General features: G+C 37.6%; 23 protein-coding genes, 1 other RNA gene and 1 pseudogene. 10 read left to right on the forward strand and 15 right to left on the reverse strand.

All coding sequences use genetic code 11. The annotated features are described in order from the left end of the window. Positions 1 to 19: 19 nt before the first annotated feature. The 10 genes from EWZ81_RS00545 to EWZ81_RS00590 all read right to left on the reverse strand — a co-directional run bounded on the left by EWZ81_RS00545 (position 20) and on the right by EWZ81_RS00590 (position 10,838). Entirely contained in the window at positions 20 to 2,065 is a 2,046-nt protein-coding gene (locus EWZ81_RS00545) for an LTA synthase family protein (RefSeq protein WP_165548589.1), read from the reverse strand. 5 nt (positions 2,066 to 2,070) lie between these two features. Beyond that, positions 2,071 to 2,625 carry a 3-deoxy-d-manno-octulosonic acid hydrolase subunit 1 gene (locus EWZ81_RS00550; RefSeq protein ID WP_165548591.1) on the reverse strand — a complete coding sequence of 185 codons (555 nt, stop codon included), beginning with the start codon at positions 2,623 to 2,625 and terminating at the stop codon, positions 2,071 to 2,073. Between the two features lie 6 nt (positions 2,626 to 2,631). Continuing rightward, positions 2,632 to 3,750, reverse strand: coding sequence for a 3-deoxy-d-manno-octulosonic acid hydrolase subunit 2 (locus tag EWZ81_RS00555; protein WP_165548593.1), 1,119 nt, complete (start codon positions 3,748 to 3,750; stop codon positions 2,632 to 2,634). After that, complete coding sequence (gene pyrC / locus EWZ81_RS00560; RefSeq protein WP_165548595.1) at positions 3,726 to 4,745, reverse strand: dihydroorotase; 1,020 nt, start codon at positions 4,743 to 4,745, stop codon at positions 3,726 to 3,728. Before pyrC ends, EWZ81_RS00555 begins: the two co-directional genes overlap by 25 nt. Positions 4,746 to 4,748: 3 nt before the next feature. After that, positions 4,749 to 5,711, reverse strand: coding sequence for an energy transducer TonB (locus EWZ81_RS00565; RefSeq protein WP_165548597.1), 963 nt, complete (start codon positions 5,709 to 5,711; stop codon positions 4,749 to 4,751). Continuing rightward, positions 5,695 to 6,576 carry a hypothetical protein gene (locus EWZ81_RS00570; protein ID WP_165548599.1) on the reverse strand — a complete coding sequence of 294 codons (882 nt, stop codon included), beginning with the start codon at positions 6,574 to 6,576 and terminating at the stop codon, positions 5,695 to 5,697. The genes EWZ81_RS00565 and EWZ81_RS00570 overlap by 17 nt, the downstream gene beginning before the upstream one ends. Next, complete coding sequence (fliN, locus tag EWZ81_RS00575; protein ID WP_001115284.1) at positions 6,573 to 6,944, reverse strand: flagellar motor switch protein FliN; 372 nt, start codon at positions 6,942 to 6,944, stop codon at positions 6,573 to 6,575. Before fliN ends, EWZ81_RS00570 begins: the two co-directional genes overlap by 4 nt. A gap of 81 nt (positions 6,945 to 7,025) precedes the next feature. Continuing rightward, positions 7,026 to 7,670 carry an endonuclease III gene (gene nth / locus EWZ81_RS00580; RefSeq protein WP_165548601.1) on the reverse strand — a complete coding sequence of 215 codons (645 nt, stop codon included), beginning with the start codon at positions 7,668 to 7,670 and terminating at the stop codon, positions 7,026 to 7,028. Beyond that, positions 7,667 to 7,903: a FeoA family protein gene (locus tag EWZ81_RS00585; RefSeq protein WP_165548603.1), complete on the reverse strand. Its 237-nt coding sequence runs from the start codon at positions 7,901 to 7,903 to the stop codon at positions 7,667 to 7,669. The genes nth and EWZ81_RS00585 overlap by 4 nt, the downstream gene beginning before the upstream one ends. Before the next feature lies 1 nt (position 7,904). Further along, the gene (locus EWZ81_RS00590) at positions 7,905 to 10,838 is read right to left on the reverse strand and encodes a DUF3971 domain-containing protein (RefSeq protein WP_165548605.1); all 2,934 of its coding nucleotides are present in this window, start codon (positions 10,836 to 10,838) and stop codon (positions 7,905 to 7,907) included. Here EWZ81_RS00590 and mltG point away from each other — a divergent pair. From mltG to EWZ81_RS00640, 10 genes are all read left to right on the forward strand, one after another. After that, the gene (mltG, locus tag EWZ81_RS00595; RefSeq protein ID WP_165548607.1) at positions 10,756 to 11,751 is read left to right on the forward strand and encodes an endolytic transglycosylase MltG; all 996 of its coding nucleotides are present in this window, start codon (positions 10,756 to 10,758) and stop codon (positions 11,749 to 11,751) included. The genes EWZ81_RS00590 and mltG overlap by 83 nt on opposite strands. 178 nt (positions 11,752 to 11,929) lie before the next feature. After that, positions 11,930 to 12,271 carry a 4Fe-4S dicluster domain-containing protein gene (locus tag EWZ81_RS00600; protein ID WP_001096895.1) on the forward strand — a complete coding sequence of 114 codons (342 nt, stop codon included), beginning with the start codon at positions 11,930 to 11,932 and terminating at the stop codon, positions 12,269 to 12,271. Continuing rightward, positions 12,271 to 13,398: a 2-oxoglutarate synthase subunit alpha gene (locus EWZ81_RS00605; protein ID WP_120801803.1), complete on the forward strand. Its 1,128-nt coding sequence runs from the start codon at positions 12,271 to 12,273 to the stop codon at positions 13,396 to 13,398. Before EWZ81_RS00600 ends, EWZ81_RS00605 begins: the two co-directional genes overlap by 1 nt. Before the next feature lies 1 nt (position 13,399). Continuing rightward, positions 13,400 to 14,221, forward strand: a complete 822-nt coding sequence (locus tag EWZ81_RS00610) for a 2-oxoglutarate ferredoxin oxidoreductase subunit beta (RefSeq protein ID WP_000885326.1) — start codon at positions 13,400 to 13,402, stop codon at positions 14,219 to 14,221. Continuing rightward, positions 14,221 to 14,775, forward strand: coding sequence for a 2-oxoglutarate:acceptor oxidoreductase subunit OorC (locus EWZ81_RS00615; protein ID WP_000388018.1), 555 nt, complete (start codon positions 14,221 to 14,223; stop codon positions 14,773 to 14,775). The genes EWZ81_RS00610 and EWZ81_RS00615 overlap by 1 nt, the downstream gene beginning before the upstream one ends. A 113-nt stretch (positions 14,776 to 14,888) precedes the next feature. After that, on the forward strand, positions 14,889 to 16,667 hold the full coding sequence (locus tag EWZ81_RS00620; RefSeq protein WP_165548610.1) for an HAD-IA family hydrolase: 1,779 nt from the start codon (positions 14,889 to 14,891) through the stop codon (positions 16,665 to 16,667). 145 nt (positions 16,668 to 16,812) lie between these two features. Beyond that, the gene (locus EWZ81_RS00625) at positions 16,813 to 16,977 is read left to right on the forward strand and encodes a hypothetical protein (protein ID WP_165548612.1); all 165 of its coding nucleotides are present in this window, start codon (positions 16,813 to 16,815) and stop codon (positions 16,975 to 16,977) included. A gap of 8 nt (positions 16,978 to 16,985) precedes the next feature. Further along, the gene (locus EWZ81_RS00630; RefSeq protein WP_165548614.1) at positions 16,986 to 18,458 is read left to right on the forward strand and encodes a disulfide bond formation protein B; all 1,473 of its coding nucleotides are present in this window, start codon (positions 16,986 to 16,988) and stop codon (positions 18,456 to 18,458) included. Between the two features lie 35 nt (positions 18,459 to 18,493). Continuing rightward, an RNA gene (rnpB, locus tag EWZ81_RS00635) (RNase P RNA component class A) lies at positions 18,494 to 18,809 on the forward strand. A gap of 184 nt (positions 18,810 to 18,993) precedes the next feature. Further along, positions 18,994 to 19,512 carry a tumor necrosis factor alpha-inducing protein gene (locus EWZ81_RS00640; protein WP_240146725.1) on the forward strand — a complete coding sequence of 173 codons (519 nt, stop codon included), beginning with the start codon at positions 18,994 to 18,996 and terminating at the stop codon, positions 19,510 to 19,512. A gap of 2 nt (positions 19,513 to 19,514) precedes the next feature. On the opposite strand, the gene pbp1a is transcribed toward EWZ81_RS00640, so the two are convergent. The 5 genes and pseudogenes from pbp1a to EWZ81_RS08375 form a co-directional block, all read right to left on the reverse strand. Next, positions 19,515 to 21,497, reverse strand: coding sequence for a penicillin-binding protein 1A (gene pbp1a / locus EWZ81_RS00645; RefSeq protein ID WP_165548618.1), 1,983 nt, complete (start codon positions 21,495 to 21,497; stop codon positions 19,515 to 19,517). Continuing rightward, a complete protein-coding gene (locus tag EWZ81_RS00650) occupies positions 21,498 to 22,619 on the reverse strand; it encodes an aminotransferase class I/II-fold pyridoxal phosphate-dependent enzyme (RefSeq protein ID WP_165548656.1) in 1,122 nt (373 codons plus the stop codon). A gap of 23 nt (positions 22,620 to 22,642) precedes the next feature. Next, positions 22,643 to 23,944: a chemotaxis chemoreceptor TlpD gene (tlpD, locus tag EWZ81_RS00655; protein ID WP_165548620.1), complete on the reverse strand. Its 1,302-nt coding sequence runs from the start codon at positions 23,942 to 23,944 to the stop codon at positions 22,643 to 22,645. A gap of 71 nt (positions 23,945 to 24,015) precedes the next feature. After that, positions 24,016 to 24,930, reverse strand: coding sequence for an ATP-binding cassette domain-containing protein (locus tag EWZ81_RS08370; RefSeq protein ID WP_341846684.1), 915 nt, complete (start codon positions 24,928 to 24,930; stop codon positions 24,016 to 24,018). Continuing rightward, positions 24,896 to 25,796: pseudogene (locus tag EWZ81_RS08375) on the reverse strand (ABC transporter ATP-binding protein). Before EWZ81_RS08375 ends, EWZ81_RS08370 begins: the two are co-directional and overlap by 35 nt. Positions 25,797 to 25,916 lie beyond the last annotated feature (120 nt).

Below are 25,916 nucleotides of genomic sequence, written 5' to 3' on the forward strand. Positions count from 1 at the left end.
GGATTAAAAACCCAGTTTGTCAATCTTTAAGATTAGCCCCATGATAGAGCAAGTAGAAACTAAGGGCTTTCAAAGATTCTAATTGCTGATAAAACTTAGAAGCTTCTATTTTGTCGTTTTGTTTCTTGTCGTTTTGTTTATCCTTTTGCTCTTTGTGTTTTTCGTTCAAATACCTTAACCCCAAACTTGGGTTATAAAAATAATCTTTGGTAGCGATCGCTTCATAACCTAGCGCGTAATTGGGGTGGCTTGGGGGGGTTGTTGTATTGTTAGAAAATAAGGGTTTTCCAAAACTCACAAATTGAAAACCTTTAGGAGCGACTAATTCAACAATCGTAGGAGCGATGTCTAAATGCGATCCGACTTGACTGATTTTTTTAGGCTTTAAAGTAGGGGCATATAAAATAAGCGGCACGGATTTAATGATATATAAATCGTTTTTAGCGTATTCATAGCTCCTGTCAAAATGATCTCCTGTGATGATAAAAAGCGAGTTAGGGAATTTTTGGCTGGCTTTTTTGATGAAATTGACTATCACTTTGTCATACCAGTAAATATGCCCTAAAGAATTAGCGTCCGGTAGATTTTCTGATTTGGGGGTTTTTTCCACAAATTTTTGGATTTTTTCTAAAGGCACACCAAAGGCTTTGAGATTCACGTTTTTGATCGCGTGGTTGCTTAAAGTCATGACCATGCTGAAAGTTTTCTCATTGGGGTTGGTGTTTTCTAAAATATAGTCAAATAAAATATTATCATGCACTCCCCAGTTGCTCTCTATGGGTTTGGGGTAGGGCTTGTTTTTAACAAATTCTAAGAGGTGATTGTTAAAATAAAGGGCGTGAAAACCTTGTTTTTTGGTGAAACTGGTTAATTTATTCCAAATCCCGCTGCCTCCATAATAAAAGTTGTTTCTATACCCTAGAGTCTTCATGATATTGCCAATCGCCATAGGAAAGCTAGGGAGGATCACCCCTGAATTGACTAAATTATTATCATTGATATAGGGTAAGCCTGTGATCTGGACATCCAAGCTTTTAACGGTTCGTGGGGCGCCTTCAATAAAAGCAGAGAGCATGTGAGCATGTTCTTTTTTAACCAAATCTTGTAAAGCGCTCGTTAGCCCTATAGAATCAAATTTTTTATCAAAATGCCATGAGCTTAAGGACTCTGAAACGATATAGAAAACATGTTGAATGGTTTGAAGAGAATCGTTGTGGCTTGTTTGAGAAAGCAACTCATAGAGGTTGTTTGAAGGGTTTTCTTTAAGATGGAAATAATTTTTCGCCACTTCTAAAGGCGTTTCTTTAGCAAAATCGCTGAATTTAAGGTTATGGCTTTGTCTGTAATTGCGCGCTAAAAGATAAAGGTTGCGAAACGCTCCGGGGGTGATTTTCATTAAAAAAGGATCTTTGGCTGGCTCTATGCTGAGATCTAAAGACGCACCCACAAAGCTCAATTGCGCGTTAATGTAAAACATTTGCGTGAGGGAAAAAAGCGCAAATAAAATGAAAGTTTTAAGGGGTTTGGTGGTTTGATAAATATTGGTGGGCTTAAAAAGGGCGTTTTGGAGTTTGAAATAGATAAAAGAAATTAAAACGCTAAGGATTAAAAAGAGTGAAAAACTAGAAAAAATAGGGTATTCCCAGCTCATTTTTAAAATCGTGAGCGTGTCTTCATGCAAAAATTCCAATAAATTTTCATCAAACACATTCCCATAAATGCCATAATAAACAATGTTAGCAATATTTAAAAACAGGATAATAGCGATAGAAAAATACGCCATAATATTAAGCATTTTTACTTGGTGTTTAGGGGCAAATAACCCCAATAACCCGATGATGATAAAAAGAATCGCTAAGCTTGAGACCACACGATTATCGTATCTTGCCCCGTTGAGTAGGGTTTTGATGATTTCATCAAAAATAGGGTTTTTTAAAGCATGCTTATAATAGCCTGTATAAAGGATAAAGCCGATACGATTGAACACAAACAACAAGCTCATAAAAAAGGTGAAGTAAAAACCTTTTAAAAAGAGCGAAAATAGGGCATTAGATAAGGGTTTCATAAGCGTTAATATAACCTTTTTTTAACAAGAGATAAAGTTTTAAAAAAGACAAAAAGAAACAAGGGGAAATCCAATAAAGAATCTAAGATTTGAAAATGAGAACGCATCAAAAGCGAACTGGATAACGCTACTAAAGCGATCACGCCTAATAAGGGGCTGCTCAAAAATAAACTGCTGCAAAAAAGCGCGCTAAAAATCAGAGAAGCCATGAAATGATGATAGATTGAAAAAGGCAAAAACCCTAAAATATCTGTCAAAAGCAACAGATTGAAAAACAGCATGACGCTATAAGATTGCAAGGTTTCTAAAGGGGGTTTTTTGAGTATATGACAAGAAAAGATCACATAAGCAAGGATTAAAAGACAGCTAAAGGGGCTTAAGGGGGCTGTAAAACTGCTTAAAAATTCATTGAGCGATAGAGAGTCTTTCAAAGCGATATTGCTTAAAATCACGCTTATAAACGAGAGCGAAAACCTCAAACCCAATGGCTTATTTTTGAAAAAAAAGAAAATTAAAAAAAGCCATGCAAAACTCAGCGTGTAAGAAGAAGATATAAGCATGACTGATTACTTGAGAAGGGATTTTAAATAATCCATATTGAAACGGATGTGTTTGATATGAGAGCGGTTATAGGTATAGACAATATCTATAAAATGAGGATTAAGGCTATAGCTTGGGTAACTCACTTCATCCGCTTTATCTAAAATTTTTAAGGTTTTAAAAGAGTTTGGGTTTTCTAATTTAGAAAGCAAGAGTTCCTTACGACGCAAAGATAAATCGCTAGGGTTGTGGATCAAATACAATTCTTTGTTTAAATTGATCAAATTCAAAGCGTCATTCAAGTTTTTCAAATTCGTGAGCGTGGGTTTTTTCCAAGCGGTGGGGGTTTTACAGGTTTCTAGCATGAGGCTATCTTTAAAAGAATGGTTTCTAAACGCCATGACAGCGCAGTCTTTAAAGGGGGTTAGGCTTGGCTGGAGCTGGTGGTTTAGGGCATTAGGCCTTAAAAGCTCTCTTGGGTTATTGTGTTTGTCAAATTTCAACAATAAGGGGTATTGGGTGGCTAATTCGTGATAGAGTGGTAGCATAAACCCGCCATCAGTGGTGTTTAAAGGCTTATTTTTTATCAAATGGCTTAAGTTTAAAAAAGGGCTTAAAGAGAGTTTTCGCACAAACTTAAAATGAATCGGCTCTAAAGCGCTTTCAAGTTGATAGATTTTAGAAGTGGCCCACCCGCCCATGCTCACCCCTACGACAAACAACAAAATTTTATCGCCATGCAAAAAAAGCAAGGGGTTACCCAGTTTTTTGATGTATTCATGCGAATAATGAGAAAGCTCTTCTTTGGTTAAAATAATGAAGGCTTCGCTCCAGCGATTAGTCTTGTTATTAAAAAGATTCGCGCTGATTTTCACATCCCTTGCCCCTTCTTTAGTGCCGCTAAAATAAGCGTTCAAAAGATTGTCGTTAGGCAAGCTGATTAAAGAGCTTGCATGCACGCTTAAAGCGTCATTTGGTTTAGGGATAGTGAGTTGCGTGAAATAGGGGGGGGTTTGAGTAACAAGGGTTTGATTATGCGTGAAAGCATAGGGGGGGGTTTGGCGCTTCATTATAATTAAAAATGAAACGATAAAAAGCCCCACAAAAAAGGCGGCATGTTTTAGGCGATTTCTTGAAGATTCCAAGATAGCGTTTCGCCCCCTCTTAAGATAGCGATTTTTTCATTCAAGCAAAGCGTGTGCGTAGGGACTATAAAGGGTTTTTTAGACAAATGCGCTTTTTTACTGGGCAGATTGTCTAACGCGTAGATTTTTTTAGCGTTATCGCTGATAAAGGCTTGCAAATTTTCTAAAGCGTTGTGTTTTTCAAAAAGTTCGCACAGTGCAGGCAGCAAAATAGGGGCAGAAAAGATGCCTGCCGGGATGTTAGCGCTATGCTTTTTAGAGACAAAATGCGGGGCGCTATCCGATCCAAAAGAGATTTTAGGGTGGGCTTTTAAAGCAAGGGATAAAAGCCTTTCTTGGTCTTTTTTGGTTTTGATTAAGGGTTTGCAAAAACAATGCGGGTTCAAACTCCCCCCTAATAAGTCATCTAAAGTCATGCTGATATGGTGTAAGGTCAAAGTCGCATAGAGGTTGTCATGCTTTTCAATTAAAGCGATACTGCGCCAATCGCTCAAATGCTCTATAATGATTTTGAGTTTAGGGAATGAAAGGGCGAAAGTTTCTAAAACGCTATGGCATAAAAATTCTTTATCCAAACAAAACCCGGCTTGTTCTGCGTGGATGCATAAAATAAAGCCTAATTTTTGGGCGTTTTCTAAAATCTCTAAAGTTTTTTCACCCAACAAATCCGAAGTGCCGTTTTGCGCGTTTGTGGTCATGCCTTTGGGGTAGAGCTTTAAAAACCTGACGCCTTTTTCTTGGGCGCGTTGCAATTCTTCTAAAGTCAAACCATCATTAAAATACAAACTCATTAAAGGCTTGAAGTTTGAAGAATGGTTTAAAATTTCTTCTTCGTATTCAAGGGTGGTTGGAGTGTTGATTAAGGGCTTACTGAGATTAGGCATGATCACCGCAGCACTAAAAGGCTCGCTAGAATATCTTAACACCGCTTTTAAAAGCGCATTTTCTCGCACATGCAAGTGGGCGTCTATGGGGTCAAAAAGCGTGATTTCCATTTTCTAATTGCCCCCTAAGTAATAACGCACTCTAATGCGAATGAGGGTTTTAGTTTTGGGGCGTGGGTAATCCTTATAAGCGATCTGAATGGTTTTTAAAGTGTTGTCATCAAGCATTTTGTATTCAGAGCCAATAATGATTTTAAGATCGGTAATATCGCCGTTAGGGTGCAAGTAAAACTCTACCGCATTCGTCCCGTCCTGCCCTAAATAAGCCGCTACTTGAGGGTATTCTAAATACTTTTGCGTGATGCGCCCAATATCCCTTAAATTATTCCTGATGAAATCTTTTTCGGCTGTGCCTAAATCCCCAAATTCTTCGCCATACAATTCATCAATATCCCTTCTGGTTTGGTTATCCAAGCCTTTATTATTTTCTTGTCTGGGTGGCGCAACTTCTTTAGGCAAGAAAGAAAGCTGATTAGGGTCAAATTCTTTTTTAACAGGTTTTTTCTCTTCTATTTTTTTCTGCTCTACTTTTTGTTCCACTACTTTTTTCTCCTCTTTTTTCTCCTCTACTACTTTTTTCTCTTCCACTTTTTCCACTTTTTTGAGCGCCTTATGTTTGTGGTTGGGCTTTTTGGGTTCTGGTTTGGGCTTTGGTTTAGGCTCAGGCTTTGGCTTTTCTATAGGTTTTGGTGGGGTTGGCGGAGTTGGCGGAGTTGGGGGCGTGGGTGGGGTAGGGGGTTTTTGGGGGCCAGCTAGCGTGGGTTTAGGAGCGCCTGGGTTGTTTTTACTGGGATCTTGCGAATGGCCTCTTTTTAAAACCAATAAGTTTTCAGGATCTAATTTAACGAGCTTGGGTTTTGAAGGAAAAAAATCTTCTCTGTGTTCAAATAAAAAATAAATCAACCAGTGTAACAATACAGACAGAATGAGAGAAAAGAAAAAATTCCTGTTAGAATGATCCACAGGGTCAAAATTTTTCCCTAACTTAGCAGGTTGTAGTTTAGAATTTTCCGGCATATAAATTTCCTAATTTTGAATTCTTTATATTATTTTCAGCTTCTTTAATCAGTTCTTCTTTAGATGTTTTTGGGCTTATTTTGTCTAAAAGCAGGCCGTATTTGTCGCTCAGTAAGACCAAGTAACGCTCCTTATTAGTTTCTATGGAAATGATTTTATGGTTCGCACCAACACGACCCAAAACACTAACTTCTAACTTAAAATCTTTTGCAGAAAAAGATCTTTGTGTGGGAACAATTTTTTTTTTGATTACATACAATATTAAGAGTAAGGCAGCAATAACCGCTAACCCCTTGTAAGCATGGCTTAAATCTAGTGGGGGTTTTAACTCTAGGGTGTTTGAGAGGCTTTGGGGTTGCTCTTTCTCATCTTGGCTTGCGAGATTGGCATGTTGAGATTTTTCTTTCAAGCTAGGCGGTGGGGCTAAATGAAAACCTTTAGGCAAAAAAAGAAAGCGGAGTTGCTTTTTATCTTTGCTGTTTGAAGCTTGGATTTCTAATTCCACTTTAGCTTTTTTAGACAAGAGGTAGATGTCATTTTGGTAGGAAAACATTTCTAAGGCATTCAAAGAGGCTTCTTTAAAATCCATCGTTTTTTTAGAATCCAATTGAGCGTTTTTTAAAACGATCACTTTTTGCCCTTCAACTTCCATGATTTTAGGCGTTTTATTAAAAGGCGTTTCAAAAGTGAGCGTGGTTTGCACGGCTTTTATGGGTGGTGTTGCTAGAGCGTTTGAATCAGGTTGGACTTCTTTTAATGCATTTTGCCAATGCACCAGTTTAATGGGGGCATCATCATTTAAAGGTATTTTTTCTTCAGCCAGTAACATCAAAGTAGCGCTCAGTAACAAGAACAACAATCTCATGAATTTTTAGCGAGATAATACACAATGGCGTTAGAATCAAGGATTTCATTCAAACGAATGGCTAAATTCCTTTCAAAAACCATCACCTCACCCTTACCAATAACCCGCCCGTTCACAAAAGTATCCACGCTCTCTCCGGCGGGTTTTTGCAAATCAATCACAGAGCCTTTTTCAAAACGCAAGATTTGCAATAAAGGGATTTGCGTAGAGCCAAGTTCCGCGCTAAAAACAATCTCCATGTCCAAAAGGTTTTTATAATCGCAGATGAGTTCTTCTAAATAAGTGGAAAGCTCTAGTTCTCTTTCTTTATTCGCTTTCTCTTTTTCTTTTTCGGCTATTTTTAACTTATTAGCTTCTGTTTCTGGCATTAAACTCTACTCTTTCAAGAATGATTTGACTTTGATTATAAAATCTTAATTTTACTATAAATTTTATAACAAATAAAGCCACTACGCTTTAAAGCTAGCCTTAGAAACGCAAAATTCCTTTAAAAAACACGCGCCGCATAAGGGGTTTTTAGCCTTGCAGGTGTAGCGGCCAAACAAGATTAAGGCATGGTGGAGTTTGGATAGGTTGTCTTTAAACAGATCGCTGAGTTCTTCTTCGGTTTTAATAGGCGTTTTAGCGTTGCTTAAGCCTAAGCGGTGCGTTGCGCGGAACACATGGGTATCTACCGCTATACAATTTGCATCAAAGCACACTGAAAGCACCACATTAGCGGTTTTTTGCCCCACGCCATCTAAGCTCATCAATTCTTTTTGCGTAGAGGGGATAACGCCCTTAAAATCCCTAACCACTTTTTGCGCCATACTGATTAAATGCTTGCTTTTATTATTGAAATACGAAACGGATTGGATGATCTCTTTAACCTCTTCTAAAGAAGCGAGGGCTAAATCGTTCACGCTCGGGTATTTTTCAAACAGCTTGGGCGTTATTTGATTCACTCTAGCGTCCGTGCATTGAGCGCTTAAAATGGTCGCCACTAGCAATTCATAGGGGTTTTTATGGTGCAATTCGGTGGTTTGGTTGGGGTAATGTTTTAAAAGTAGCTCTTTGATTTGTTGGGCTTTTGTTTTAGCGCGTTTTAAGCTCATTCTTGCGCGCTTTCTTTGATGACAAGGTATTGCGCTTCATGGGATCTTAAAGCCACTTGAATGCGGTTGATTTTAACCGAAAGCGTGGCTTTTTTCATGGAAGAATGCAAAAGAATGCATTGAACCCCTTCATGAATACCAAAAGAGAGGAAGCGTTTTTTAAGGGCTTCATCGCAGTTGGTGATTTCTACGATTTCATAAACTTTGTCTTTAATGGCTTCATTGAGCGTCATTTTACTTCCTTTTTGATTCAATGTTTTTTTTGACTTCATCTACGATAATATCAATGGGCGTGAAAATACGGCGCAAGATTTTAAAAGGCGCTTGGATAATATCTGATGCTAAAGTGACTTGAGTTTTAGGTTTATCCAGCGTGCCTTTGACATTCACATTAGTGGTGATTTTACCTCCTTTTCCTAAAATGAGATAGCCCACAATAGGGATTTTATTTAAGACATTACTCAAAGCCTTGATAGTGGAAACTTCTAAATTCAAATCCAATTTGTTTTTGTCTAATTCAATGATCCCATTGCCAGCAATATCAAGCGTTTTGCCGACAAGATCAATTTTTTCTAACCCTAAATATTCTTTAGTGATCCCAAAAACAACAGATCCTTTTTTGATTTGATAGCCATTAGCCCCTAAATGAGGGTTCCTAAAGACAATGAGAGAGGGAATGGTGTTGATGAGATTGATCATGTTTTGCATGAGGGCGAAATTCTTTAAGCTTGTGTTTTGGAATTTCAATTCGCCGTTGAAAACCTGATCTTCAAGAGCCCCAATAAGCGTGAATAAGCCCCCTTCTACGAAATCTTTTTGGAGAATGGTGTTGATATAATCCCCGCTAAAATTATGAGCTTTAAGATACAAAGCCCCATGCACTAAATCCGCCATGATCATGCCGTTTTTATAATTGCCATCAATTTTCACTCTGTCATCTTGAGCGACAATATCAAGATTTTCTAAAGGAAAAGGCATTTTTTTATAGATTAACACGACATCTTTAGCATGGATGCGTGTAGAGATAGGGATAATTTTGTGGGCTTTTTCATAGCGTTGTTTGGCGCTAATGAAAATATCTTCATCTTGGATTTCTTTAGAGCTAGGCTTTTCTTTTCGTTCTTTGGAGAATAATCCCGCAATCGCTGGCATTTTGCTATCTAAAAAATCATCAATACTCAAATCAATGTTATTAAGGGTAATATCCTTTTGATCCCCCTTAACTTTTATAGATATGCTTTTGCTTGGAGTATAGACAGAAATTTCATCTTTATTGATAGAGCCAAATAAAGAGAGGGAATTAAATTGCTTGCCGTTGCTATGATAGATGGGTAAAGTGATTTTCAAATCCTTAGCGAAAAAATCAATATTGATAAAATCGCTCGTAGAAACTTCTAAAGAGCCATCTTCTAAGGCGAAATATTTCATAATAGGGGAATAGGGCTTGATTTTTTTCAAATCTTTGACTCTAAAAACATAGGCGTTATCTTTAAATTCGCCCTCTAATAAAAGTTGTGGCACGCTCCATTGCATGTGGTCGGGGTTAGAAAAATCAAAATTCAAAGAAAGGTTTTTAAGAGTGTCTCCTGTAGCGTAGAAAACATCTTTAGTGAATTTATCTTCGCTTTGGGCTTTAATGGTGTCTATGATTTTTCTTCTAAAAACCTCTGAGTTTTCACCCTCTTGAATGATAGAATGCAAGCTTTTTAAATCTAAAGAAAATTTAGTGGGTTGTGGGTTATCTTGGTCGTTATTCAAGCCATAAGAACGCATGTTGATATTATTGTTAGTGTTGAATCGTATTTTATGGACTAAAGAATCCAAAGAAAGGGTTTTTTTATTCAAATCTAAAGCGATTTTAGCGTCTAAATCCAGCATGTTTTCATAGCGGGTGTGGGTAGTTTCTATGTAGATGTATTGGTATTCTTGGGTAATATCTAGACTTATATTAGCGTTTTGCGTATAAAGGGGGATATTATAGAGCGAGAGAGTGCCTTCTTGCAAATTAACGCTGCCTTGAACGCTAAATAAGGGGGCGGTGTTTTTCAAGAATTGTAAGGTGAGTTTCAAATCCGCGCTAGATGGCATGCTGATTTTATCCAAAGGTAAAACGACTTTATAAGCGCTCAATAAATCCTTAATGCTATCGCCATAATAATTAGGGGTCGTTTTTAAAAAAATCTCCAACTTAGGGGCTTCTAACAAATTGGAAAAAGTGGCGTAAGAGCCGGTTAATTCCATGGTTTCATAAGTGATTTTTTGGGGCTGTATGAGAAGCTGTTTGTTTTTGAAGATCAATTCGGTTTTATCCATTTTAATGGGCGATAAGCCATCATTAAAAACGACTGAAGGCTTCATCAAAGTGGCTTTAACTACAGAATTTTCCAAAAGCGATGGGACAAACTCGCCAGGAGTGAAATTAGCTTTGATTAAAGCGTTATCAATCTTAAAGCTAGCAAATTGGATCTTATCAAAAATCCATGTTTTTAAATTTTTTTGCGATTGGTGTTGGAAAAGAGGCTTTAAAAACGCTAGGCTTTTCATTGGGGAAGTGTTAATTTTTAATTCTATGGTTTTTAAATCGGTTAGCCCTTGCAAATAAATTGCAGCGCTGGGTTCAACTAAGGGCTTGACAATCAAATTGAACGCCATTTTCCTAGCTTTAGGTGAATAGTGGGCGTTACCATCCACTTGGACTTTAATGTCTTTAAAGAGCAAATTGATGATTTTAAGCTTGATGTTTTTATCGTCTTCTAGAGAAAATTCCCCTTTGACTCCCGGGAATTCTAACTCGTATTTATTCCCATCAAAAAAGATATTGGCTTTATTTTTATCGTCTAAAATGATTTCTTTGACTTTAAGCTTTTCAAAATAAGACACCGCCCAGATGCCATAACGGATATTTCTAATCAGATCAGAAACTTCTAAACGCTTTTTAGTGGGTTTTTGATGGAAGAAAGAAGAGAGATCAATGCGTTCAACTTCTAAAGAAAGCTTGTTATTGAGTTTTAAGTATAATTCAGAAATGCCAAGCTTTCCAATTTTTAAATTTTGTATGTGAATGCCGTTTGAAAGGGTTTTGTGAATGACGACTAAAAGAGTGAATACTGCCACAAACAAAATAATGACATTAAACACTTTCTTGGATACATGTTTTCTTTTGTTCATTAGTATTCTTTTTTATTTAAGTATACCAATTTATCCTAACAAAGTGGTGGTTGTCCCGCAAGGTTCGCTCAAAAAAGTGTTTTTTTCTTTAAAAGATCAGGGCGTGGATATTAACGCTTTGGATTTGCTTTTGTTACGCCTGATGGGCATGCCTAAAAAAGGTTATATTGATATGGGCGATGGAGCTTTAAGAAAGGGGGATTTTTTAGTCCGTTTGATTAAAGCAAAAGCGGCGCAAAAAAGCGCGACTTTAATCCCTGGAGAAACCCGCTATTTTTTCACGCAAATTTTGAGCGAGACTTACCAGTTAGGAGTTGGCGATCTCAATGAAGCTTATGAAAGTATCGCTCCACGATTGAATGGCGCTGTGATAGAAGATGGGGTGATATTACCAGACACTTATCATTTGCCTTTAGGGGAGGACGCTTTTAAAATCATGCAAGCTTTAATCGGTCAATCCCTTAAAAAACACGAAGCTTTAAGCAAACAATGGCTTGGATACTACCATAAAGAAGAATGGTTTGAAAAAATCATTCTCGCTTCTATTGTGCAAAAAGAAGCCGCTAATATTGAAGAAATGCCCCTAATTGCGAGCGTGATTTTTAACCGCTTGAAAAAAGGCATGCCTTTGCAAATGGATGGGGCTTTGAATTACCAGGAATTTTCACACGCTAAAGTGACCAAAGAGCGCATTAAAACCGATAACACCCCCTACAATACTTATAAATTTAAGGGCTTGCCTAAAAATCCTGTGGGGAGCGTGAGCCTAGAAGCGATTAGGTCGGTGGTATTCCCTAAAAAGACTAACTTTTTGTATTTTGTGAAAATGCCGGATAAAAAACATGCTTTCAGCGCGACTTATAAGGAGCATTTAAAAAATATCAATCTTTCTAATAATCATTTTTATGATTAGGGTTAATGGGGCGTTTTTTCTTTTAAATTGGTTAAAAAGTGTTTAGTATTTTCTCATTTCAATTTTAAGTTCTTACTATTAAAGCATTTTAGATTTTATTAAAAAAGGCTTGCTACAATTTTAGGCAAATTTTGATTGCTAGGGCTTAAAATACAGCTTTTAGCACAAAGGAGAATGAATGGCTAAAATGAGCGCTCCAGATGGGGTTGCCGTTTGGGTGAATGAAGACAGGTGTAAGGGTTGTGATATTTGCGTATCGGTATGCCCTGCTGGGGTTCTTGGCATGGGGATTGAAAAAGAAAGGGTGCTTGGAAAAGTGGCCAAAGTAGCCTACCCAGAGAGCTGTATCGGTTGCGTGCAATGCGAGTTGCACTGCCCGGATTTTGCGATTTATGTGGCTGACAGGAAGGATTTCAAATTCGCTAAAGTTTCTAAAGAAGCCCAAGAAAGAAGCGAAAAGGTTAAGGCCAATAAATACATGCTCTTAGAAGAGACTATTTTAGAAGGGAGAGGCAAATAATGCGTGAGATTATTTCTGATGGGAATGAATTAGTCGCTAAAGCGGCGATTGAAGTGGGGTGTCGGTTTTTTGGGGGCTATCCTATCACGCCAAGCTCGGATATTATGCATGCGATGAGCGTGGCTTTACCCAAATGCGGCGGCCATTTTATCCAAATGGAAGATGAAATCAGCGGGATTAGCGTGTCTTTAGGAGCGAGCATGAGCGGGACGAAGTCTATGACAGCAAGCTCTGGGCCTGGCATTTCATTGAAAGTGGAGCAGATCGGTTATTCTTTCATGGCAGAAATCCCTTTAGTGATCGCTGATGTGATGCGTTCAGGCCCATCAACCGGAATGCCCACTCGTGTGGCTCAAGGCGATGTGAATTTCTTAAGACACCCCATACATGGGGATTTTAAAGCCGTTGCGCTCGCTCCTGCTAGTTTGGAAGAAGCTTACACAGAAACCGTTCGTGCGTTCAATTTGGCTGAAATGCTCATGACTCCTGTATTCTTGCTCATGGATGAAACCGTGGGGCATATGTATGGCAAGGTGCAAATCCCGGATTTAGAAGAAGTGCAAAAGATAACTATTAATCGTAAGGAATTTGTGGGCGATAAAAAGGACTACAAGCCTTATGGGGTCGCACAAGATGAGCCGGCTGTCTTAAATCCTTTCTTTAAAGGCTATCGCTACCATGTTTCAGGCTTGCACCATGGGCCTATTGGCTTTCCTACTGAAGACGCTAAAATCGGTGGGGATTTGATTGACAGATTATTTAATAAGATTGAATCCAAACAAGACATTATTAATGAAAATGAGGAAATGGATTTAGAGGGCGCTGAAATCGTTGTTATCGCTTATGGTTCGGTTTCTCTAGCGGTTAAAGAAGCCTTGAAAGATTACAATAAAGAAAGCAAGCAAAAAGTCGGCTTTTTCAGGCCTAAAACCTTATGGCCAAGCCCGGCTAAACGCTTGAAAGAAATAGGGGATAAATACGAAAAAATCCTTGTGATTGAATTGAATAAAGGGCAGTATTTAGAAGAAATTGAAAGGGCTATGCAAAGAAAAGTACATTTCTTTGGGCAAGCCAATGGGCGCACGATTTCGCCCAAACAAATCATCGCAAAGTTGAAGGAGCTTTAAAATGGCGTTTAATTATGATGAATATTTGCGTGTGGATAAAATACCCACTTTGTGGTGTTGGGGCTGTGGCGATGGCGTGATTTTAAAATCCATTATCCGCACGATTGACGCTTTAGGTTGGAAAATGGATGATGTGTGCTTGGTGAGCGGGATTGGTTGCAGTGGGCGCATGAGCTCGTATGTGAATTGCAATACCGTTCATACCACGCATGGTAGGGCTGTGGCGTATGCGACAGGGATTAAAATGGCTAACCCTAGTAAGCATGTGATCGTGGTTTCTGGCGATGGCGATGGCTTTGCTATTGGAGGCAATCACACCATGCATGCATGCAGAAGAAACATTGATTTGAATTTTATTTTAGTGAATAATTTCATTTATGGTTTGACCAACTCTCAAACTTCGCCCACCACGCCTAATGGCATGTGGACGGTTACGGCTCAATGGGGCAATATTGATAACCAATTTGACCCATGCGCTTTAACCACCGCTGCAGGGGCGAGTTTTGTGGCTAGAGAGAGCGTTTTAGACCCTCAAAAATTAGAGAAAGTGCTTAAAGAAGGTTTCACGCACAAGGGCTTTAGCTTCTTTGATGTCCATAGTAATTGCCATATCAATTTAGGGCGTAAAAATAAAATGGGCGAAGCGTCTCAAATGCTAAAATGGATGGAAAGCCGATTAGTGAGCAAACGCCAGTTTGAAGCCATGAGCCCTGAAGAAAGGGTGGATAAATTCCCTACAGGCGTTTTAAAGCATGACACGGACAGGAAAGAATATTGCGAAGCGTATCAAGAAATCATTGAAAAAGCACAAGGAAAACAATAATGGAAGCGCAATTACGATTTACGGGCGTTGGAGGGCAGGGCGTGTTGTTAGCGGGAGAGATTTTAGCTGAAGCTAAGATCGTGAGCGGGGGCTATGGCACTAAGACTTCCACTTACACTTCGCAAGTGCGTGGAGGGCCCACTAAAGTGGATATTTTGCTAGATAAAGATGAAATCATTTTCCCTTATGCTAAAGAGGGCGAGATTGATTTCATGCTTTCAGTCGCTCAAATCAGCTACAACCAGTTTAAAAGCGATATTAAAAAAGGCGGTATCGTTGTCATTGATCCCAATCTGGTAACCCCCACTAAAGAAGATGAGGAAAAATACCAGCTTTATAAAATCCCCATTATCAGTATCGCTAAAGATGAAGTGGGTAACATCATCACGCAATCTGTGGTAGCGTTAGCCATTACCGTGGAGCTGACTAAATGCGTAGAAGAAAATATCGTGCTAGACACCATGCTTAAAAAAGTCCCTGCAAAAGTCGCTGAAACGAACAAAAAAGCCTTTGAAATTGGCAAAAAACATGCTTTAGAAGCTTTGAAAAAATAAGGGGGTAACTCCTTATCTTATTTTTCTTTAGCTATAGCTTTTTCCCCTTTTTCTTGTGTTTTTGAAAAAAAAAAAAAATGATATAATGCTCAAATTTTACAAAGGATTCTTGTATGCACAAATTTTTGGATGGGGCAAAAAGTGAGGTTTTAAAATATGATGTGATTTCTTTTGATATTTTTGATACCCTCCTTCTAAGACCTTTCATTAAACCCACAGATTTATTTTGGTATATTGAGACTAAATACAATATTAAAGGTTTTCATCAAGCAAGGATCCTGGCAGAAATGCAATCTAGAGAAATCAGTAAAAAACAAGACATTACTCTAGATGAAATTTATCATCAAATCCCAAAAGAGTTTCATTCATATAAGGGAGTAGAAATTGCCACTGAAAAAGAGGTGCTTGTTCCAAACTTGGAGATGTTGGAACTCTATCGTTTCGCTAAGGAGAACAATAAGAGAGTGATTATTGTATCAGATATGTATTTACCATTAGAAGTCCTTGAAGATATTTTAATTTCTAAGGGTTTTGGTGGTTATACAAATTTCTATCTTAGTAACCATATAATGCTCACTAAACATTCAAAGGATTTGTTTAAACATGTTTTAAAACAAGAAAATATTACTCACGCACAAATGTTGCATGTTGGTGATAATTCTTGGGCAGATGACGCTATGCCTAAAAATTTAGGTATAGCAACGCTATTTAGAAAAAGCGTGTTGAAACAATTTGAAGAAATTTTTCCTAAATACAAAACATTTAGTCCAACTAGTGTTGCACAAAGCTTTATTTTAGGATCTTTATGCGTTTTTTATAAAAATTATATTCAAAAACATGAAAAGTTTGATTATTGGTTTCTTTTGGGAGCGATGCAGGCAGGAATTGTAGCCATTGCTTATTGCCAGTTTATCTATAAAGAGATTCATAAAAGAAATATTGATACTTTAGTGTTTGTTGCGCGAGATGGTTATTTATTGCAAAAAATTTTTAATATTTTATATCCAAATTCATATAAAACTACTTATGTCTATGCTCCCAGAATTTTAAAAAAAGCGGTATTTTTAGAAGTCGTAGAGAGCGAGAGTTTGGAAATTTTGCGTATTTTAGAAGGCGAAGAAGAAATTAAAAAGAAGCAAATCACCACCAACCAACAGGCGTATGTATATCTCTATAGCAATTTTGAACATTGCCGCCATTTAGCGTTAAAATGTTTGGATAATTACAGAAGATATTTGTATTCACAAAATTTAGAGGGAAATATCGCTATTGTAGATACGATTACTTTAGGCTATTCTTCGCAAGGGTTAATCCAAAAAGCTTTAAACAAAGAAGTTTTTGGGTGCTATGTGGATCTCCTAAGAATTTTAAATTATGATTGCGTGAGTTTCTTACCTTTTTCACACCCTAAACCCGTTTATTTTCATAATTGGGATTTTATGGAGTTTTTGCTAACAAGCCCTGAATACCCTATTTTAAATGTAGAAAATGGCGTTCCAATTTATCAAAAAGACGTTTTATCTTGTGAAAAACACCGCTCTAAAGCTTATGAAGAAATAGTAGAAGGGGCTGTTGGATATGCTTCATATTTTAAAGAAAGTCAAATTTCTTTAGGCATTCATGATGTGATAGAATGGGTGAATTTCTTCATTGACAATCCTAGTATTCAAGATCAAGAGCAATTCAAACAAATTTATTTTCTTCCAGACGCGACGCATAAAAACGCTCTGCCCTTGTTTTGTAACGATATTTCTTTGCTGTCTTGTATTTTAAAACCTTCACAAAGTTATAGCGTATTAAAAAGGAGTCTTAGGACAAACAAGCAAGAGAGATTGTTTAAAATATTGTCTCTAATTAAAAAAATCTATGGGAAGTTAAAAAATAAACCATAAAAATTGGCTCTGTTTCAATCAAATATGGATAACTAGGGATTTCTCCCTTAATATAATTCTCTCAAAAGTTATCCACTAGATAATTTTTTTATTTATTAAATAGTTTGTTTTTGAGTATAATCCTACGAAAATTTTAAGGAATGGCATGGAGTTTTTAGGACTGATTTTAAGTCTGGCCGCTATTTTGATAGCGTTTAAAAAGCCTGAAAAAGAAAATTGGGCGTTTGGGACTTTGATTGTGGTGTGGTTGGTGGAGCTTATTATTTTTATAGCCCACAGCTCTAGCGTTTTGCCTAATATGAATCTATAGGGGGATGCATGAATAAAGAAACCCGATTTTATAATCTTTTTTCTTTGGCGGTTTTAGGGATTTTGATCTTTCCTGTGGGTTTGGCGAATTTTTATTTTGGCTATGTTTTGAAAGATTCGCCTTGTATTTTTTGCTGGGCGCAACGCATCAACATGATTTTAATAGGGGCGGTGGCGCTTTTGGTGGTGCGTTTTGGGTTGAAACCTAAATACATTGCCTTGCTGTTGCTTATGGCTAGTAGCGGGCTGTATGAGAGCTTTTATCACACGGGTAGCCATGCTTTAGAAGATGTGGGGCAGGGATTCGCGCTCGCTATTTTGGGCTTGCACACGCAGTTTTGGGCGCTTTTTGTCTTTTTTAGCGTGGTGGTGCTTTTAGCGGTTTTGCTCTTTTTTGCCCCTAATACCCAACTTTTTAAAGATTATTCATTAAACGCGCTCCAAAAAAGCGCTTTTTATGTTTTCTTTATGGTGGTGGGTTCTAATGCGATACAGGCGTTTGTTTCTACCGGGCCTTTCCCTTACATAGGGCAAAGCGATCCCGTGCGTTTTTCTTGGAATTTGAAAGAATCGGTCTGGTCTATGGAGAATTGGGATCATTTGAAATTCCCAAGAAGCGTTTTAGGCAGAAGAGATGTGGGCGAGCCTTTGAAATTGAGCGCTTTACCTAAAGACAATGATTATGATCATTCGCCTCTAGAAATCGCTAAAATTTTGAAGATTGGAAAAAAAGAAGAGCTTTTTTTAAAACTGAATGGAGCGATCACGGATTTGAATTTCAATGAAGACAAGGCGATCCTCACCACAGAAAACCAAGGCCTTTATCTTGTGGGTAACGATTTGAAAACCATTCATAGCCACATGGTGTTGGATAGCTATTATAGCGCGACGGTGGGGGCGTTCGTGGGGGCGGATTTTAACGAAGATGAAAACATTGTGATCATGGGCAATAATAAAACGAGCGTAGAAATCACTCCTAACAAAAACGCCAACGCGCTTAAAAACTTCCCTTATTTTTTAGAGGGGGCTGACTCTTTTGATGAAGTGGAACGCAGCCGCTTAAAAACTTCTAGGGCGAAAAACTATTATGTTAGCGCTGTAAGAAGAGGGGCTAAATTCACTTATTTAATTACCGCTCCTAACAAGCGTTATAAGGATTTGATTATTATCTCCATGCTCAATAGCGACAAACAGGTGCATGGGGAGTTTTTACTGGAATTAGGCAATGCCAAACTTAAAGCAAAAAGGGAACTGGGCGAGTTAGTTATCAGTGCATTGGCTTTAAAGGATAACAAGCTTTATGCGTTCAGTAAGGAATTTAACACGCTTTTAGTTATAGACCCTACAAAAGAAGAGATTCTTGAAGTTTATGGCTTGCCTAAAGAGATTAAAAATATCAGCGCTGGGGGGTTTAGGGATAATGAGCTTATCCTTGTGAGCTATGAGAATGATAAAAATATTCTCTATACCCTTAATTTTTAAACTCTTTTAAAGCTACTTTTTTCTAATATATTAACGCATTAGAAGATGGTCGCTATTTTAGAATAGAGGAAAGTCCGGGCTACATTAGACAAAATTCCATCTAACGGATGGCTAGCGCAAGCTAAGGGAAAGTGCCACAGAAAGCAAACCGCCTTTTTAAGGTAAGGGTGAAAGGGTGGGGTAAGAGCCCACCAGAGCTAAAGCGATTTAGCTTGTTTGGGCAAACCCAATTTGTAGCAAGAAGCGCATGGTAAGTCTAAATTGATACACGCTTCGCTTGAGGAATATTGCAAAATATTTCCCAGATAAATGGCCATCCATCGACAGAACCCGGCTTATTCTAATGCTCAACTGCGTGTTGATTTTTTTAATAAAGTTTCAATCATTTTATTTTTTTTTATTTTTTACCTAATTATTGTTTAAAATCTTAAAGATTTATGTTACACTCTGTAAAATCAAAATCAAAGGGGATAGCGTGTTAGAAAAACCTTTTTTAAAAAGCAAGCAATTATTTTTATGCGGATTGGGTGTTTTGATGCTGCAAGCTTGCACTTGCCCAAACACTTCACAAAGGAATTCTTTCTTGCAAGATGTGCCTTATTGGATGTTGCAAAATCGCAGTGAGTATATCACGCAAGGGGTGGATAGCTCGCACATTGTGGATGGTAAGAAAACTGAAGAAATAGAAAAAATCGCTACCAAAAGAGCGACAATAAGAGTGGCACAAAATATTGTGCATAAACTCAAAGAGGCTTACCTTTCCAAATCCAACCGCATCAAGCAAAAGATCACTAATGAAATGTTTATCCAAATGACACAGCCCATTTATGACAGCTTGATGAATGTGGATCGTTTAGGGATTTATATCAATCCTAACAATGAGGAAGTGTTTGCGTTAGTGCGTGCGCGTGGTTTTGATAAGGACGCTTTGATCGAAGGGTTGCATAAAATGGCATTAGACAATCAAGCGGTGAGTATCCTTGTGGCTAAAGTGGAAGAAATCTTTAAAGATTCTGTCAATTACGGAGATGTTAAAGTCCCTATAGCCATGTAGGCTTAGAACAACAAGCGTTCTTCGCTATCGTCTGTTCTTTTGGGGGTGGGGGTGATGGAATTAGGAGTTGAGTAGTAGGGGATTTTATCCACGATTTCTTTACGCAATCCTTTGGGGACATCAAACTTTCTTTTTAAAGAAGGTTCAATGCTTAGAATGTTACGCATGAAATACGAATACACAGGTGCACTCACAACGCCTCCTCCTGTCGCTCCTTTACTAATAGGCGTGTTATCGTCCCTCCCAAACCAGATCACGCTTTGTAAGGTGGGGGTAAAGCCAATAAACCAAGCGTCAATATTGTTGTTAGAAGTTCCGGTTTTACCGGCAATTTCTAAACCTTTAATGCGAGCCAAACTCCCTGTGCCGTTTTCTACCGCATTCATCAGCACTGAAATGGTTAAAAAAGCCTGTTCTTTGGAGGTGATCTTTTTAGTTTCAATGGGCGTGAAAGTTTTGACATCGTTTTGTTGGTTAGTGATGCTTTCAATGAGCATGGGTTTGAGCATGGTGCCGTAATTAGAAAATAAAGAATACTTTTCAGCCGCTTCAATCGGTGAGATAGCAAAGCTCCCTAACACGATAGACAAGTCTTTAGGGAGGTTTTTAAACCCCATATCGCTTAAAGATTGATAAATTTTTTCAAAGCCAAGCTGATCGCTTAAATTAATCGTGGCTAGATTTAACGAATGGCTCAAGGCTTCTTGCAAGGTTACAAGCCCTAAAAATTTGCGAGTATAATTGCTAGGGTGCCATGCGTGGTTTTGTTCGCTGTTTTTACTATAATTGCCATTTTCAAAATTTCGCGCGGTATCAGGGATTTTAGAAGTGGTGGAATAGCCATTATCAAAAGCGATTTGATACACAAAGGGTTTTATCGCGCTCCCAAATTGCCGTTTGGCTTGCGTGGCGCGATTGAAAGCGCTTTTTTTATAATCAATCCCCCCCACTAAAGCTAAAATCTTACCGGTGCTCGTGTCTGTAACGATCATGCTAGCGTTCAAGTTGTCTTCATCTTCATTAGATGCGTTAGTTTTTGGCTTTTCTTTAGCGATTTTTTCTAAGATTTTTTGATGCCCAAAACGCAAGGACTCTAACGCCAAGCGTTGGTAATCCAAATCTATCGTGAGCTTTATGGTATAGCCTTGAGTTTTTAGCCCGTCTAATTGATCCAATTGCTTCAACACCTCATCCACGACATAGGGGGCGATGTTTTGCGTGGAGGTTTGGTTATAGACGATTGGCACTTCATTGAGAGCGCCTTTGAGCTCGTTAGAAGAAATCCAGCCTAAAGAATACAACCGCCTTAAAATATCATTAGCCCTAGAGAGTGAAAATTCTAAATTTTTGGTAGGGTCATAAAAACTTGGAGCTCTGGGCAAGGCGACTAACATGGTGATTTCTTTAAGCGTGAGTTTGTCAAGGGGTTTTTTAAAATACCCTAAGCTTGCGGTTTTCACGCCATAATACCCATGCCCAAAAAAAGTTTGGTTCAAATAACGCTCTAAAATTTCTTCTTTGCTTAAGACTTTTTCAATGCGTATGGAGATGATAGCTTCTTTGAGTTTTCTGGTCAGGGTTTTTTCTCGTGTGAGCACCATGTTTTTAACGAGTTGTTGGGTTAGAGTGCTACCCCCTTCGGTGTAACGACCGCTTTTAGCGTTTTTAATCATAGCGCGCATGACAGCGTCTAAATTGATCCCCCCATGCTCAAAAAAGAGGGTGTCTTCTACCGCTAAAAGGCTTTCAACAAATCGTGGGGGGATTTCTTCAAAATGCGCATAAAAACGGAATTCCTTATCATAAATATTAGCGATCAAACGCCCTTTTCGGTCTAAAATCTGTGAAGCGACACTGGGGCGATAATCTTTAATTTTAGCAATATCCTTATCCGTAGTTACCCAAACTTGAGCGATAAGAATGGCCAATAACCCTATGATAATCAAAAATAAAACGATAAAACCATAAAAAATCTTTTTTAGCATTTAACCACTCTTAAAAGAAGATTGTATTTTAGAATAATTTAAAAGGGTGTTCGCAAGCTCTTTAGTGTCTTCTAGGCTGTTTTTGAGGGATAAAGAGACGCGTAAAAGGGGTTTAGAAACCGTAGGGGGGCGGATAGCTCCCACTAAAAACCCTTTTTCTTTCAAAAAATGATGAGCGTTTAAAAGAGCGGAATTGTTTTCAAACTCTAAAGTAAAAAATCCTGCGAGCGTTCTAATACCTAAGGTTTCAAAAATAATCTGTTGGTGTTTGCTAAGCTCATTTTTTAATTCTTGTTTTTGCGCGATAAAGTATTCTAAATGGGCTAAAGTTAAAGCGGTGTCTAACAGGCTTAAAGCGGTGGTGTAAATCACGCTTTTAGCGCGATTGGTTAAAAACTCTATGACTTGTAAAGGGGCTAAAATACACGCCCCATAGCTCGCAAGCGCTTTAGAAAAAGTGCTGAGCTTAATGATTTTGTCTTTTTCTTTGATGCGATAATATTCTAAAAAACCCAATAAATTCTCGCCGATAGTCCCAAAACTATGGGCTTCATCTACGATTAAAAAAGCGTTAGGAGTCTCTTGAATGATTGCATAAAAATCATAAGGAGCGACGCTCGCATCCATAGAATAAACCCCTTCAATGGCTATGAATTTGAGCTTATTTTTAGGAGCGTTAAAGAGTTTTTGTTGTAAATCTTTAGCGTCATTGTGCGAGAAAAAAACCACTTGATTAGGCTTCGTTTTGGTGCTAAAAATCCCGCTTGCATGGTAGTGTTCGTCCATGAATAAGAGGGCGTTTTTGACTAAAAGGGTGTCTATTAAAGCCAGATTGCCCAAAAAACCACTCCCCACTAAAAGAGCGCTTTCAAACCCCAACAAATCCGCTAATCGTTCTTCTAATTCTGCATGCAAAGGGTGGTAGCCATTCACTAGCATGGAAGCCTTGGGGGAATGAGCGTCAAAGGATTGGAGCTTATCAAAGGCGTTTTTAAGCAAATCTTTTTTAACGCTCAAACCCAAATAATCGTTAGAAGCGTAATCCCTTAATAAAGGGTCAAACAACTCTCTTTTGCGGTAGCGTTTGGCATGGTGTAAGGCTTCTAAGGATTTAGAAAACATCAAAAACGCTTCATTGAGTGGAATCATTCGCCTTTTTGAATTTTTTCAATGATTTTATTGAGTTCATCTTGTTTTTCATAAAACATCTTATCAATATTTTCTTTGACATGCTTAGCGCTATCTTCCATTAAATGCACTTTATGTTCTAGGTATTTTGAATCGGTAACATGATCTTCTTGAACGGCTTTAACCAAATCATTAGCTTCAGCATGTACGCTCGCATGGTGGCTTTCTAAAGCTCTATAGCCTGAAGTGTTAGCAAAGTTTTCTTTACCCGCGCCCTCATAATACCATTTGCCTAAGCGGCAATTCTTATGGCTGGTAATATCAAAGGAATTGAGACCAAAGACCATGCCATAAAGATTGTTTTTAAAGACCACATGATCCAGTTTAGCCAGACCGCAAAACACCCGGTTATTGATATTGTAGACGGTGTATTTTGCGGCTTGCGCGACAATCATGTTATTTTTTACGGTGGATTTAAGCTCTTCCACATCGCCCTTAATAGAGCCTACAATAGAATTAATATCGTGGGTGTTGGTTTGAATATCGTTCGCTTCTTGTTGCATGCTTTTAACCACGACAGCGATTTCTTTAGTGGCTTTTTGGGTTTTTTCAGCGAGCTTTCTCACCTCATCAGCCACCACCGCAAACCCTCTGCCATGCTCGCCCGCTCGTGCGGCCTCAATAGCGGCATTTAGGGCTAAGAGATTGGTTTGTTCTGCAATATCATCAATCAAAGAAATGACTTGAGTGATTTCATTGCTCCGTTGGTTTAGAGAGTCCGCTAACGAAGTGGCGTTTTGCATTTTTTCATAAAGCGATTCAATGTCTTGACCCGTTTTATTAACGGTTATTAACCCTTCATTAGAATGCTCTTCACCATTTTTAGCCGCATTCAAGAGCAAGCCTGTTTCTTGATGGAAATACTGCATGCTTTCTTGCGCGTTCTCTAAGCCTTCTTTTAAGCTCGCGCAAAAAGTCTTAAACAAATCATTTTTATGGTATTCCCCCACACAACTTGTCTTTTTAGCCAATGAAAAATACTGCACGCCATCAATATTTTGGCTTTTTAAAGAATAAGAAACCCCTTGTAAATTAACGCTCTCTGCATTTTCTTTAAAATGAACGCTTTGCTCTTCTAGATTGCTTAAGCCTGCAAGATTCCCGCTTTTAAAAACGACTTTATTGTTTTTAATACCTACAAAACCCTCATGCAAGCACAAATTTAAAAGGCTTTGATAGAGATTGACTTCTTTTTTTAACTCCGCAATCTCAGAATCTTTCTGACTGATTTGAAGTTGCAACTGTTTATTCCCAAACATGGTGGCATTCCTTATTTAAATTTGAATCTTTTGAGATTATACCCAAAATTACCAAACATTTTAAGCGCTCGTTAGTATTGTTGTTTCAAAAACAATTCGTAAAATAATCCCTGTTTTTTCATAAGGGTTTCAAAGTTGCCCTGTTCTATAAGTTTGCCTTGATCTAAAACGATAATTTCATCAGCTTGCTTGACACTATTCATGCGGTGTGTAATAATTAAAGCCATCTTAGAATGCGATTTTTTAAAAATAAAATCCAAAAACTCTTTTTCTATAATGGGGTCAATAGTACTGCTTGGCTCATCTAAAACAACACAATGACTTGGTTTTAAAAAGGCTCTTATAGTGGCTATGCGTTGCTTTTGACTCAGAGAAAAATCTATCCCATTATACTGTGTTCCAAATAATGCATTGCTATAATCATTAAGACAATTTTGAAAATTTTCATCAAAAGATTTTAGCATTTCTCTCTTTTGCTTTAATTGCTCTCTTGTGGGGTTGTTTTGCATGAAAAGATTATCATCAATGCTATACCCAGCATAAAGAGAAAAATCTTGGAATATGGCACTCATTTGTTTGTGGTAGCTGTTTAGCTCTAAATCCTGTAACGAGTATTTGTTATTGATAATAATTTGACCTGAATTTGGGGTATAAAACCCTAACAATAGTTTAATCAGCGTGGTTTTTCCGCTAGCATTCTTGCCGACTAGTGCATAAATTTTATTAGAGTGTAAAGAGAGATTAAAGTTTTCAAAAATAAGTTTTGAATTAGGATAAGAGAAACTAATATTTTCAAATGTAATGCTATGGATTTTTTCTTCTAATTTGATTTGTGTTTCTGGTTTTGGCATTTTGTAATCTAAAATACAGAAATAATTTTCAAAGTATTTATTGATAGCAAAAAACCACTTTCCATAAAATGATAAATCTTGTAGTTGCTGCTCAGTAGAGCTAAATGCTTGGATATACCCAGCAATTGCTCCCACACCAATTAATTTTGAAAGGATAATAAAAACCATTAGAAAAAATAGTGCGATACTTAGGAGTGGTGATTAAAATATCAGCATATATGGTAAGCATTAAGTTTTTTTGGGCGATTTTCACAAAATGATTGATATATAATTCTTTGTTTTCAATGAATTTATGATGAAAATTTAGCATGAAGTTAAATAATAGGTTGTCCTTGTTCTTTTGGTTATCTAGTCCAGAATATAGATAATTTTGTATGCTTTCTTTTTGGTCTTGAAGTTTATCTATGGAAGCGCTATGTTTTTTTGCTGTATGATTAGTGATAAACATGCAAGGAACTGTTGCAAAAATCATTATAAAGGGTAGATAAATACTAATAGAAAATAATATACCCAATAGACTAATAAGCCCTATAATGCGTTGCAAGTTAAAAAATAGATTACTGACATAATTTAGGGGACGGATGTATAGACCGTTATGGATAGCGTTAAGCTTAATAGTGTGATCTTTGTTTTCAAAAAAATTTAGATTTTTAACTTTTGTGAGTTTATTAGCAAGCTGAGTGATGATGTTTATAGAAAATTGTTCAGCAATAATGGTTTGCAAGCTTGATGAAATTCCTGAGAACACATGCGTTAAAAACAGCAAGGCTCCCCATAGTAGCAAAGTTGGTAACAGCAAGCTGTATTCAAAATGCGTATGATTTTGCAATAGGTCTACCACAATATCAATCAATCTTATCATAACAAGAATATTTAGAGATGGAATAATGCCGATAAATAGCACTGTAATTGATGCCAACACAACACATTTTGGTGAGCTTTATAGAGTAAAATGAAAGTCCTTAGGGAATGTTTTTTATGGTATCCATTGGTGTTTGCATTCAATAATCAAATTTTCTTTATTATAACCCATTTTCATGCCCCTAATTTTATTTTTAAAAAATAAAGCCCTTTAAAATTTCAAACTTTAACCGATAATAGTTTCAACCAAAAGCAAGGAT

The organism is Helicobacter pylori, from assembly GCF_011140715.1.
Taxonomy (GTDB): Bacteria; Campylobacterota; Campylobacteria; order Campylobacterales; family Helicobacteraceae; genus Helicobacter; species Helicobacter pylori_DA.